The 13,128-nt window shown below is 47.9% G+C and carries 9 protein-coding genes; all 9 read right to left on the bottom strand.

What is annotated here, in order from left to right; genetic code table 11:
- Positions 1 to 40 precede the first annotated feature (40 nt).
- Positions 41 to 829, bottom strand: a complete 789-nt coding sequence (locus FGT79_RS26935) for a TerC family protein (protein WP_138755941.1) — start codon at positions 827 to 829, stop codon at positions 41 to 43.
- Between the two features lie 607 nt (positions 830 to 1,436).
- The gene (locus FGT79_RS26940) at positions 1,437 to 1,751 is read right to left on the bottom strand and encodes a cupin domain-containing protein (RefSeq protein WP_138755942.1); all 315 of its coding nucleotides are present in this window, start codon (positions 1,749 to 1,751) and stop codon (positions 1,437 to 1,439) included.
- A gap of 57 nt (positions 1,752 to 1,808) precedes the next feature.
- Positions 1,809 to 4,208 carry a hypothetical protein gene (locus FGT79_RS26945; protein ID WP_138755943.1) on the bottom strand — a complete coding sequence of 800 codons (2,400 nt, stop codon included), beginning with the start codon at positions 4,206 to 4,208 and terminating at the stop codon, positions 1,809 to 1,811.
- A 19-nt stretch (positions 4,209 to 4,227) separates the two neighbouring features.
- On the bottom strand, positions 4,228 to 6,108 hold the full coding sequence (locus FGT79_RS26950) for an alginate lyase family protein (protein WP_138755944.1): 1,881 nt from the start codon (positions 6,106 to 6,108) through the stop codon (positions 4,228 to 4,230).
- A 73-nt stretch (positions 6,109 to 6,181) separates the two neighbouring features.
- A complete protein-coding gene (locus tag FGT79_RS26955) occupies positions 6,182 to 7,588 on the bottom strand; it encodes an ABC transporter substrate-binding protein (RefSeq protein WP_138755945.1) in 1,407 nt (468 codons plus the stop codon).
- A gap of 135 nt (positions 7,589 to 7,723) precedes the next feature.
- A complete protein-coding gene (locus tag FGT79_RS26960; RefSeq protein WP_138755946.1) occupies positions 7,724 to 9,358 on the bottom strand; it encodes a helix-turn-helix domain-containing protein in 1,635 nt (544 codons plus the stop codon).
- A complete protein-coding gene (locus FGT79_RS26965; RefSeq protein WP_138755947.1) occupies positions 9,355 to 11,124 on the bottom strand; it encodes a cache domain-containing sensor histidine kinase in 1,770 nt (589 codons plus the stop codon). The genes FGT79_RS26960 and FGT79_RS26965 overlap by 4 nt, the downstream gene beginning before the upstream one ends.
- 29 nt (positions 11,125 to 11,153) lie before the next feature.
- Positions 11,154 to 11,990, bottom strand: a complete 837-nt coding sequence (locus tag FGT79_RS26970; protein ID WP_138755948.1) for a carbohydrate ABC transporter permease — start codon at positions 11,988 to 11,990, stop codon at positions 11,154 to 11,156.
- Between the two features lie 12 nt (positions 11,991 to 12,002).
- On the bottom strand, positions 12,003 to 12,893 hold the full coding sequence (locus FGT79_RS26975) for a carbohydrate ABC transporter permease (RefSeq protein WP_138755949.1): 891 nt from the start codon (positions 12,891 to 12,893) through the stop codon (positions 12,003 to 12,005).
- Positions 12,894 to 13,128 lie beyond the last annotated feature (235 nt).

The following is a 13,128-nucleotide window of genomic DNA, read 5'->3' on the forward strand; positions in this document are numbered from 1 at the left end:
TTTAGTTTATATCACCAAGAGCCAAGCCGAGCCATTCCAATTATGCCGCCTTTGATTCCTGATTCTGCTTGTCCTTGCCGCCTGAAACCATCCAGCCGATAACAGCGATCAGTACAAGCACCACGTAGAATGTTAATTTCCAGCCTGTTGATTCTGCAAAGTCATGCGGGATTACGTGCAGCGATGGATGCGCCAGCGTATGTACCGCCAGCTTAACGCCTACCCAGCCGACGATGAAGAACGCGGCAACTTCTAAAGCAGGTCTGCTCTCAAGCAGCTTCACGAACATATTCGCTGCGAAACGCATGATAATTAGACCGATAAATCCACCAAGGAAGATGACGATAAAGTGACCACCATCCATGCCTCCGATTTTTGGCAAGGTTGTTGGCGGCAATGCAACCGCGAGTGCTACTGCTGCCAAGATGGAGTCGACTGCGAAAGCGATATCCGCGATTTCTACTTTCAATACTGTAAACCAGAATCCACTTTTCTTAGGCTCTTTACCAGAACTCTTGTCTGCGGAATCTTCGGCTTTCTTGACGATCAGCTTACGGAATATATGGTTGAGCGCTATGAATAGGAGATAAACCGCCCCGATAGCTTGCACCTGCCAAACATCCACCAAGAACGAAATGACAAACAACGATCCAAAACGGAAAACAAATGCACCTGCCAAACCGTAGAACAAAGCTTTCTTACGCTCATCGGGTGGCAAATGCTTAACCATAATTGCCAGAACCAGCGCGTTATCGGCTGCGAGCAACCCCTCCAGCGCGATCAGTACGAGCAAAACCCAGCCATACTCCAATAACAACCCAACATCCATGCGACTTCCTCCTCTGATTAAATGATGGGATCCCCCATCTTACCTCCAAACGCCAAGAGACCTCTGCCTCGTTAGGCAAAGGTCTCGCTAACAATGCCCATATCGGCAATGCCCATAAAGCCGGAGAACTTCCATTCTCGTATTGACGACTTTTATGTGACAGCTACTCCCCATTTGCGTCTGGGTAAACTATTCAATTGCGATAATGCAGCTTGCTTTAAGCGTCTAATAAGAGGTGATACGGGACGTGGACAACATTGGTTTCATGATTTACGGAATTTTTTCATACATGATGATCTTCAATAAACAGATTCTTGCTCCTATTTGATCTACTCTAATCAAGCATGTCCAAAAATGTCTTCCATTAATAGCTAGAAGTGAAATATCAGCTTTATTTCATTCCATTTTTCTCTCAGTATGCAGCAAGTTGATCGAAGGGTGCTCCGATTCCCTGCCTCATGGACTCATACATTCCTAGGAAAGAGTTCCGTTCCGCCACGCTAACCAGCGTGAAGAAGCAATGGAGAAGCAATGCACTTCGATAGGAATAAAAAGGCCGAACGGAATACAGGAGGCTATCCTGCATTTCGTTCGGCCTCACGCGATACTACTCAATCAAATCTTGTCTTAGCGGGGTAAAGGTATCCAGCAGCTTGCTCTTCTGGAGCGCACGGCAGCCATGTTCAGCTGAACTCGGAATATACACGGTTTCTCCCGCCGAGATGACCACTTTCTCGCCATTGATGGTAAACTCCAGCTGGCCCTCCATACAGTAAGAAAACTGCTCATGCACATGACTGTGCAAGTAGCCTTCTGCCCCCTCCTCAAAGTGTACCTCCATCATCATGATCGTCTTCCCTGGCGTGAATATTTTCCGTTTGACTCCCGGCTCTGCATTTTCCCATACGTTTAATCTACTCATTGCTTCATCCTCCTAATCGATTAAACCCTCATTTATTTCGTATTGTTTCCATTATGCCTAAACGTACTGTGATTTGTTTTCGCATCGAATTGAGGTAAGCGTATAACCATTCGAAGCCGATAACTCCAGGCCAGATGGATCAAACGCAGGAGCAAGCTGCGCACAATAGCGCTTGAATGCATCCAAATTTGCAAATTCCTCGATGGAACCGCATTGACAAATATAGGCCGTGCGATCACCGTAGACCCGATATTCACACTCAAACAGACGATCATTATGCGGTACCATGGCAGCACTGCTCCATATGGCAACAAATCCGTCATCCTTTTGACCAAACAACCAAGGCCCTTCTTGTGAAACGTTATCAAACTTGCATGTGGGGAAAAATAAATGCGTAAACGAAACCGGATGATCTTCACCAATATCATAGATGGCCCCAAGCAAATTGCCCTGCTGCTTAATGGCCGGCATTACCCCGTTCCCATACCAATACCCCGGTCGCATACCGCCATCATCAATTAACTCACCAGGATGGTTCGTGAACACAACCGTATCATTATCAAGTGCGGCATACCACATATGCTGCTGATAGCCATACACGCCCGGTTCAAAGCGAGAGGTACCGTGGAAGCGCTCATTAAAGGATTTAATATAGTCGTTGGATTCAATGTCAACATCCTCTTTTTGACTGATATTTTCCCAATAAACAGGATTCTCATCCATCCTCGGCGACTGTACAGACGTCAGCATATAATCCTTCTGCTTCTTGAGCTTGATTAAGGCATTCCCTGTCTGATATTCCTTCTCTAGCGGCTCATTCATCAAGTCAACCAACGAATAAGGCAGCTTGTACTTGCTATTCATTAGGAAAACCATCCATTCACTATTGCCAAGCGGAGCCTGCTCATTCAATAAGCTGATCAAGGACTGAGCCGCTTGGGTAAACGGAAGAATGACAGAGCGGTAGATTCTCGCCTGCGGGGCGACGATGGAACCGCGGAAGGTATGATACGCAAACGACCGCAGCATCTCATCAACCAAAAGCGCAGCTCTCCCAGATTCCTCGTCTTCCATGTAATCCACAACATTTAATAGAGCACCCAAGGTCACACACATGTAGTCAGCGCTCAAAAATTCCTCAAAGCCGTATTCCTCTAAATCCCCCAGCCATTGCTGAATCTTGTCCTTCGCGAACAAGCTGGCTTCCTCTCCTGTACGACCTGACCTTGGGAAAATCCGATCAGGGTATTGTTTGCCAGCCATATATGCGCATATATAGAACATCAGCGCATGGTTCTCGCTCCAGAAGCACATGCCGTCAGAGCCGCTCTCAGTCATCCAGTAACGATAATTCAATATCGCTTGTTCTGCTCGATAGGCTAATTCTTTCGGCAGAGGATAGAATCTCATGAGACGAAGCAGCCCTGCCAGGAAGAAGTCCGAGCAGTCTTCACGTCGCTCGATCTGCTCGATTGCCCGCCTAATATGAGCCTCATCATGAACATCTCTCTCGCCTCTATGCCAGCGTGCCAGCACATAGAACAAACCGAAGCGCAGCGGTTGAAATGTCGGACCTTTGCCGATGGCGGCAAGCTCGTCAAACATCGCCTGTTCAATCTCGGCAAGCGAGGCATTGTCTCGATACTTTGGCTTGTTATTTTGCAGCAACTCTACTTTGCGTATTAGCCTTTTCTGTTGAATTTCGCCATATACAACAGCCATGAGCTCATCTTCCCGCACATCCACAAAGCTGCTGTCACTTACATCAACGCGCTGCTTATCATTGCTATCATCACCGTAAGTGAGATAGACACGGCACGGAGGATTTTCCGGTAAAATCATACGATTGCCATTCATCTGAATACTCGATAACCATCGGTCCAGCTCAAGGAAGGGCAGTGCGTTCTCTGCGTCCGGCAGTGCGGTTTCGATCTCTTCCAGCTTCTCTAATAGCTGAATGCCGAATATATTTCTCGTATCCCGAACTGCCAGGTTCTGCATACGAACGGACAATGCGTTATAGCCTCGCCTCAGCTCCAGTGTCATTTCCCTCTTCATAATTGGCTTGTACACCGGCACCTCGACGGAACAAACCTTTTGCTCTCCCAGCCATACATCAACAGCTGTATAGGTCCATAGAATAGCCTTTACCACGATATCTTCTTTTACAATAAGCCCCGTTGCCGCTAAAAGCTCCACTTTTTGCGGCGTTACCGAAAATTGACTAATATTCACAAATCCACTGCGCGGATAATAATACTCCCATGGCTTTCCCAGCTCACTTGGTTCACCGATTCGGATCGAGCCGGAAGGTACCTGCTTATCCCGCTCCGCAACGATCGATCGCATATATTGCTCAAAACGAATTTGGTTATTGTCGGTTCGATCCGCTATAAAATCAGTGAATTGTGGTCCTGAGATTAGATAATGTGATATAAAACCGTTGAAGTTGTCCACAAAGCCACCTCCGTTTTTGTTACTCTGGCATATGAAATTCCTTTTTTTCATTCGCTCGGTTCAAGCTAAGAACAGGCAAGCTGCGTGCATCCATGCGCAAGCTCCACTCACTAGGCATAAATTCACTGTTCCCAAGACATGGTCTAAGCACCGTAATAAACCAAGCGCCTTCCTTCGCGGTCAGCAAACTTTGAAGCACCTTCAGCGGCTGCATTGTCATCGGATGGACAGATTCCCAGCTGTCCTCCACATCGAACTCCATGGCTTCAGGTCCAAATACGAGCATTTCGCATCCAAGTGTTGATGGTCCGTCTGCCAAGCCGCCGCCTTTCCCATAATAAGGGGCGAACTTATCGCCTGAGCGTTTCTCAACGTTCCATTCCAGCAGCCTAGTATGAAGCCGATGCTGAAACGTATGTTCATCTGCTCCCGTCAAGCGATCATAGATGACCCACTCGCCGCTTTCTAGAAACCAAACCGCACGCCGGTGCTTAATACCGCGTCCCGAATAACCATCATGCTCCGCACAAACCATTTGCGTCTCCGGCTCCCAAGCCAGTAAGGAAACTTCCGCTTCAGGTACTCCCCACCGTTGTGTTCGCAAGTACGGGGTTTGGTCCTGTCCATCCACAAGAACGGTATTATGAGCTGCTGTGCTTTTGAAATGCTTGCGCCAAGGTGTTTCCATATACGTATACGTTCCGGGATCAACAAACAAGGCTTCGCCGAATGCACACCATTCGAAGGAAAGTGCATCTGCATGGCCATGCGGACCGCCTAATGCAGCAGCATCAAAAATCAGCTTCTGCTCTGCGTTGCCCAGCCCATAATAGCCGGCTTCTGGGAACGCGAAGGGCAGCTTCACCTCATTCGAACTAGAAGAAGCATTATTGTGCTCAGCAGAATCCTCCAGAAGCTCTATTATCCGCTCGGGACCTACCGTCCAAAACTGCTCATGCAGCTGTCCCTCAAGCACCCAGCCTGCATCATTGTAATAAAGAGCCGCTGCATTGAGATCCGGCGGCTGGTTCGCATAGGAATCTGCGAATGGAGCCATCGTGCCGTCTTGTCTTGTCATGCAACCTGCGAAACGCATCATGCCTGCCAATATACGCTCGTATTCAGCCGAGAACGCCAGCCCACGCTTTTTCAGCATGACCGCACAATCAACAAACAGCTCAAGCGACACCATATGATAATGCGGAGTAAGCTCGGTATGGACGCCATCTTGCAATACCTGTACGCGAATGCAATCCTCCAGTCTTTCGACTGCTGTTGTGCGCCAACGTTCACTGTCCTCCCATGAGTCGAAGGTTAATCCAGCGCTTAACAAACCGATCATGTGCATGATTGAATGATTGATTTCTATGCTGGCTGTATAGGTTGAGAGGAACCATGCATGCTCCTTAACGGATTCATAAAACCGCTGCTCCGAGTCCCCGCTCCAGCTGTCCGAGCCTTGGAAGAAATGATAAGCATATACCCATTGGCGAAGCCTCAGCCCCGTCTCCAGCAGCCTCCAAGGACCTGGTCTTTGGAAATAGGTCAGTTCCTCGGCTGGCAGATCACGAGGACACGGCTGGGTGTCTATCCAACCCGTAATATGCTCCAAAGCTCTGGCAGCATATTTCTCATCACCGGTGCAGGCATACGCGATGCCTAAAGAGCGCAGATGCTTGAAGCGGTTAATTCCCCACGTAAACTCCTTGTCACCTGTCGGATTATGCAGCCAGTTCACAGGATCGCCTAAGTCAATTTCAATGCCTTTCCAAACCAAATGATTTCTTGCACACCAGCGGTCTGCCTCCGCAATCGCCTCCAGTGCTTGGCTTGGAAAAAGTTGGTTGAACTGCTTTCCCCACTCACTTCTCTGATCTGCACGAAAGAATAAATAATTCATCAGGGCTCCTCCTCAATTGCATCTACAGAAAGGAGAGACTACCTGGGCAGGCAGCCTCTCCTTCAGTTAAAACCTATTCGCCTAGAGTACCCTGAAGACTCTTAGCGCTGAATGAGGGATTAGCCTTAACATTCGTTAATCCTTCTTTACGAGCTGCTTCAAGTGCCTTGCCATATCTGGCATTCAAATCCGCAATGGCCGTTCCAAGCTCCTGATTGCCCGTCAAAATATATTCGATAAAGACGTCGGTAAACTTCTTGCCTTCCAGCTTCGTTTCTGTAATCGAAATTGGCGTTGCGGGATAAATGCCATCATATTTCGTTGGAAGGAATCCTTCAATGCCTGCCAGCTCTGGCTTGCCTGCTACTTCATTAACATAAGGCAGAACAGAGAGGCCTAGACCCTTCTCTTGATACTCGGAACGAAGCTCAACATTGTACAAATACTCTAGAAACTTCACAGCAGCTTCCTGCTTCGTTGATTTGGCGCTAATTCCGATATAGCCGCCTGCATTAACCCAGGAAACGCCGTTAATTTGGCCATCCTTCGTAGGTACAAGCGTTGATGCCCAGCGAATATCGGTCGGGAACTGCGAGGTGTATACGGCCGGCTCGCTGGAGTGGTTCACATACATGCCGATTTTCCCTTGTGCAAACTGTGCGCGCAGTGGATCGATATCAAGCGATTCTGCTCCAGGAATCATACTGCCATCCACTTTGATCTGGCGAAGCGCCTGTGCAATGTCGCCGTACATGCCAAAGTCAAATTCCCCTGTTTGGAAGTTAAAGCCCTCATGGCTGGATTCTGAACCTAATGAGCCTGACGCAAATGCCGGACGGGTAAATCCAGAACCATTTTTAAAGTTGCTTGCAAAGCCGTATACGCCTTCAGACTTGCCTAATTCCGTAATTTTTTTGGCCATTTCAACCATTTCATCAAGTGTCTTAGGCGGCTCCGTGTAGCCCGCTTTCTCCATTAAATCCACATTATAAAGCAATCTCCAGAACTGTCCAGTATTCGGAAGCGTATAGACATGTCCATCTTTGGTATAAATGTCATCCACCAGCAGACCGTCGAATTTCGCAAGAAATTCATCGCTTAGCAGCGTATCCAGCTGAGCATAATAGCCTTTGCTCACATAGGTTTGGAAATCGCCGCTTCGGAAAATATCCGGTGCCTGATTGCTCGCGAAAGCAACCTCTACTGACTGATTATAATTATCTGCCATCACTTTCATTTCAACTTCTATATTATCCGTGTTTGTAGCGTTGTAGTTATCTACCTGCTGCTGCATGTAATCCATATCATGGCGATCTATTGTCCAATAGGCAATTTTTGTCTTGGCAGCTCCATCGCCGCCCGCCGCTGCATCTGGTTTCTCGTTCGACCCGTTATTCGTCGAGCATGCTGCCAGCATGAGTGCCATAACTAGCAAGTAACAGACCGAAAGTGTACTCTTCGTTACAAAACTTTTCTTCATCTGTCTTACCTCCCCTTTGTTGAGCAAATGGTGATCCTTCCGTGCTGAGCCGTTTGGTTCACCTTGCTGCCCTCATTGTAGCACCTAAGCGCAGCTTGCCATGAAGGACAAAAACACGATCCTAGGAGGGGAAAATCACTCTGATTCTCCTTTGCTATCCGTTCTCTCGTATTTGCTGCGGAATTCTGTTGGCGTGAGCCCCGTATGCTTCTTGAACAGCTCGCTGAAGTAAGGGCGGTCCCGATAGCCAAGCTCAAAGGTAATGTCCTGCACCTGCATGCCTTCCAGAAGCAGCTCCTTAGCCCGATCCATTCGCGCAGCCGTTACGTATTGCATAAACGTCATCCCTATTTCCTTCTTGAACATATTTGAGAAATAGCTTGGACTTAAATGGACAACGTTCGCGCATTCCTGTACCGTCAAATCGCTGCCCAGTCGGCCGCTCACATAATTCATCGCTTGATGAATCAATTGACCCACATCATTTTTCTGACGCTTCTGTACCCATTCGCTGCCGGTTAAGCCCAGCTCTCTCACATCTCTGATCAGCTCTTCTGTTGAGAGATAACGCCCCTTCTTCAGGGCACTCAAGCGCTCATCAAGCCAAATACGCTGCTTCTCATCCGCTTTCTCAGCAATGACACGGTACATCGAGAACGCTAAACCGTAGAATAAATGGGTCATCACATCCGGATCAGGCGGAGCTGGATAACGCAGACATTCCTCCGCTATACTGGCAAGCAGCCGCTCTGTTCCTTCACGGTTGCCCGAACGCAGACAGTACAGCAGCTCCGTCTCTTTATCTGCGGAATAATGCGGCGTAATATGGTCCTGCCGCTCTATATCACGGTAAGAAATAATACAGCCGCTTCCCGAATAAAATTGATAGCTGAGAGCCGTCTTAGCCTGTTCATAGGACAGCGCAATCTCCCCTATTCCTTCTACGCTACCTCCGACACCAATAGATATATCTCGCTTCGCGTATACATTTACATGATGCCTGCATGCTTCCGCAATTGTGAGCACATCAATGCCACTCTCAGGATTAAGCACCACAACAAACTGGCCCAGATGCTCCCGAAATACAATTCCTCTAGCATGCTTCTTAATCGTTTCCTCCATAATGTTCTGAACCGCAAACCGAGTGAGCTCCACCTCGCGTACAGGCAACGGCAATCGTTCGTTCATTAAACCGTCAATTTGCACCGCCATAGCAACAAAACCTCTGGTTCCCATATCAATACCGAGAAAATCCCACTTCTCACTTGCCCGTTCCGGCAGCTCGTCATGACGAATCAATAGACGGAAATACTCTTGGCGCAAATACGGCAGGCTCTCTCTTACCTTTCTCTCCAGTGCCAGCCGATCCATCTGCTCCAGCCTTTGCGCCTCAATCTTCGCTTTGGCACGCAGTACGGCATCCACCACCTGCTCAGAAGTAAACGGCTTGACCAAATAATCGAAAGCCCCGAGCCTGACAGACTCCTGCGCATAGGTAAAGTCAGAATAACCGCTGAAAAATATAACTTGCGGTCCTTGTTCCCCTTCCTCCTTGAGCTCGCGAATCATATCGATTCCGCTTTGCATCGGCATTCGGATGTCTGTCATTACGATATCTGGCTGCTTGTCCTTGATGAGCTGCAGACCATCCTTGCCGTTCATAGCTGTGCCTGCGATTTCTATGCCATGCTCTGACCATGGAATTTTTTTCATTATGCCATCTATAACCGTTTTCACATCATCAATAATGCACATCGTTATCCTGTTCATTCGTTGATCACCTCTTGAATAGGCATGATTAGCTGAACAGATGTTTTAACACCTGGCTCGCTTTCGAGCTTCATCGAAGCTTTGTATCCATAATAGAGTGATAATCTGGCCGCTACATTAGAGAGCGCGTAGCTAGTACGCTCAGTGTCAGCCCCGCTTATCATCTTCTCTACGCGCGCCGTTTCCATCCCGCTTCCGTTATCCGTTACAGTGAGCATCAGCATCCCATCTGCGGCTGTCACCTCAATTCGAATGACACCAGGATGCGGAAGCTCCTGCAAGCCATGCAGGATCGAATTTTCTACGAGCGGCTGCAGTATAATTTTGAGCACCGGTATATTCATAAGCTTCTCATCTACAATCGGCATTACGTACGTAAACAGATCAGGATAGCACATAGCCTGCAGCTTCAAATATTGCTCCACATGCTCAAGCTCCTGTCGAAGCGTCGTGATTTCCTTGCCATTGTTAAGACCAAGTCTAAATAGAAGTGACAACGACACAATCATGCCGCTCACATCCTGTTGCTCTTCCATCTCGCTTTTCCAATAAATCGTATTTAAGGCGTTATACAGAAAATGAGGATCGATCTGCGCCTGCAGCGCCTTGATTTCCGATTTGCGCTTAGCCTGCTCAGACATTTTCACTTCTTCAATAAGCTCACTGATCTGCCCCAGCATGCGGTTGAACTTATGACCAACCTGACTAATCTCATCCTCAAATACACTCTCGAAGCGGACGTCAAGCTGGTTCTGCTCGACCTTCAGCATTAAGCTGCGGAGCTTGGATAAAGGTTTGAGCAGAAGCTCTGACAGCATACTGGACATCACAAGAGCTAATACGACGCAAACACCCATAATCGTGAGAATGGTCCATCGCATATGTTGTACGGGTTCGAGCAGCTGTGCTTTGGATTGATAACCGATAAGAATCCAGTCGGGAATCATGCCCAGCGCTACATAGTTAACAAGAAAAGGACTGTTGCTCTCCGATAAATATTCGAAATGCCCCCTGTTGCCGCTGGCAATCTGCTCGTTCAACCGACTGTTAACGCTGGGCAAGCTCACCTCGGAGGAAAATACAGCCCGCTTATTGCTTCGATCCACGACAAGCTGTCTGAGACTGCCTTCTTCCAAATGCGCTTGCAGAAGCTCTTCTAAGTAATCTTCCCTAATATTAACGACGACATAAACGCCTGGCAGCTGCATCTCGAATAATGGCTTGATAATTAATGAGATGACTGAATTCCCTCTGCTGAACAGCTCGTCTGCATGACCGCTTACCCAAAGTGTGGCCCATTGTTTCGGCGCATTGACGATCGTCTTCTGAATCAAAGTATTGGTGAAATCAACGTTTTTACTCCGCTTGCTCTCTGTCGGATAGAAGTCTCCGATCGGCGTATGCACCAGCACAGAATCAATCGACTGCTCGGTAAGCATCATTTGGGCAAAGGGGGTTTGCAGCTCGGAAAGCCGGTTATAAAATTGCTTGCTGTTGCTTGCCTGAACATCGCTCATCGTGTTCTGAAATGGCTCCCCCATCATGAGCGTCGAGACCGAGACGACGATATTCCGCAGCCGCTCATCAAACACCTGAGCGGTTTTGTTCAACGTATCCTGGCTCGTTTTGGTAGCCTGCGTTTTCATTTCACGAGAAAAAAACACGGAAACATAAGTTCCCGTGACGGATATGCATACGACAGTGAGCAGAACAAACGAAACCCAAATCCGTCTTTTTAGCGACATCTTCCTAAATAAATGCTTCATATGGTCCATCGCCTCAATATATGGAATGATCAGCCCTTAACGGAGCCCATAGTTACCTGCATGAAGGAGCGGTTGGCAAAGATGTAAACGACCAATAGCGGTAAAATGGAAATACATGCGCCTGCGAGCATCAGTTGATTCTCTACAGCTGCGCCTGCCCCGTATCTCAAATTCGCGAGCCCTACAGGCAGCGTCTGCAGATCTGGACGCGACAATGAGAAAACGAGCGGCAGAATGTATTCATTCCATGCATTCCGGAAGGTAAACAGAGCCACAACAGCCAGCGCCGGCCTAAGGAGCGGCAATATAATTCTCCAGAAAGTCGAATAGAAATTACAGCCATCGATGAGCGCAGCTTCGTCCAAATCTTTTGGAATACCGCGAAAGAAACCAATAATCATGAAGAATGCGGTAGCATGGGCACTGATGAGTATGATTATGACTCCCCATAACGATTTGTGCAAACCGATAGAAACCATAAGATTAAACTGCGGCTTCAGCACTACGGCACCGATCGAGATGAACAGTGTGAACGATTGAAGAAGGATAAACAGCTTCTTCCCTCTGAAGGCGACACGATCGACTGCATACGCCGCCATTGCGGATACGAGCAGTGTGCCTACGGTAACGAATACGGCTACATACAAGCTGTTGAAAGTGAAGCCGGAGAAATCCGCTTTATTCCAAGCATCAATGTAGTTCTGAAATTGCCATTTCGAAGGGAACACCGTCGCTCCTGTCGTCAGCTCCAGATTGGTCTTGAAGGAGCCGAGCATCGCGATTACGATTGGAAACAGCATCAGCGCCGCCGTCACGATCAACATAATCCAGACCGGCATCCGAATCAGCATTTTACGAATAGTCATGTTTCTTCCCCCTTAATAAACGTTGTTCAGCTTTTTTGACATCCAGAAGTAGAGCCAAGTGACCAAACCGACGATGACAGCTGTCGTGAAGCCGACCGCACTACCGTAGCCGATGTTTTGAACGGACGTGCCTGATGTAGTCAGCGGGAAAAACAACTTGTACAAGTAGAGATACATGACTTCCGTTTTGCCGAAAGGTCCGCCTTCCGTCAAGACCATAATGCTCTCGTAGCCTTTGAGGGAAGTCGTAATCGCCAGCATGACGATCATCTGAAGTACAGGTCCCAGCATTGGAATTGTAATATACCACAAGCGTTGAGCCGGATTTACGCCATCCAGCGACGCAGCTTCGTAAACATCCTCCGGGATGCTCTGCAGACCAGCAATAAAGAGCAGCATATAGTTGCCCACAGCTCCCCATACAGCAATGATAACGATCGTTAGCATCGCATGCGCTGCGCCGAGCCAATCAACAGGGCCAGATACGATATTCAGCTTGAGAAGGTATTGGTTGATAATACCGTTATAAGAGTTAAAGACAATATAGAACACGATAGACATAACAGATGCGCTGAATATCGTAGGCAGGAAAAATATCGCCCGGAACGCATGGCGGCCGCGCAGTTTGCGGTTAAGTATAACGGCTAGAATGAGTGACAACGGAAGCGTTATAATTAGTTTGCCTCCGGCATATACAAAAGTATTCGCCACAGATTGCCAGAACTCAGCATCACGCATCACCCTCGCAAAATTTTCCAGCCCGATAAATTTAGGCGTCCCGTAACCCTGATAATCATAAAACATGTAACGAAGCGCCCAAAATACCGGATATATGCCAAGGGCCATCGTCAGAAAAAAACTAGGAAAGCTGAACAAATAGGCACCTATTCGATTTCTTTGCATGCTTTCATCTCCTCCCGTGTTGTGTCTTCATTGTATAAGAAAGGGAAAGACTAACGGGATGGGGCAATCCATCAATGAGGGGGGACGAAACTACTTTTATAACCGAATTCGCTTCCCCCCAAGGTGAAACGGCGGTCTCCGCCCTATGGCGGTACGGCGCGTTTCATTCCGAGAAATGTAGAGAAAGGCTGGCGAAATCTTATCCATTCCTATATGTTAAAAAAAGCCCCGATGA

Origin of the sequence: Paenibacillus sinopodophylli, assembly GCF_005930355.1 — a bacterium.
Taxonomy (GTDB): Bacteria; Bacillota; Bacilli; order Paenibacillales; family Paenibacillaceae; genus Pristimantibacillus; species Pristimantibacillus sinopodophylli.

Coding starts and splice junctions, on each gene's coding strand:
- FGT79_RS26975 (WP_138755949.1), bottom strand. CDS start 12,893: ATGCAAAGAAATCGAATAGGTGCCTATTTGTTCAGCTTTCCTAGTTTT.
- FGT79_RS26960 (WP_138755946.1), bottom strand. CDS start 9,358: ATGAACAGGATAACGATGTGCATTATTGATGATGTGAAAACGGTTATA.
- FGT79_RS26955 (WP_138755945.1), bottom strand. CDS start 7,588: ATGAAGAAAAGTTTTGTAACGAAGAGTACACTTTCGGTCTGTTACTTG.
- FGT79_RS26965 (WP_138755947.1), bottom strand. CDS start 11,124: ATGAAGCATTTATTTAGGAAGATGTCGCTAAAAAGACGGATTTGGGTT.
- FGT79_RS26970 (WP_138755948.1), bottom strand. CDS start 11,990: ATGACTATTCGTAAAATGCTGATTCGGATGCCGGTCTGGATTATGTTG.
- FGT79_RS26950 (WP_138755944.1), bottom strand. CDS start 6,108: ATGAATTATTTATTCTTTCGTGCAGATCAGAGAAGTGAGTGGGGAAAG.
- FGT79_RS26940 (WP_138755942.1), bottom strand. CDS start 1,751: ATGAGTAGATTAAACGTATGGGAAAATGCAGAGCCGGGAGTCAAACGG.
- FGT79_RS26935 (WP_138755941.1), bottom strand. CDS start 829: ATGGATGTTGGGTTGTTATTGGAGTATGGCTGGGTTTTGCTCGTACTG.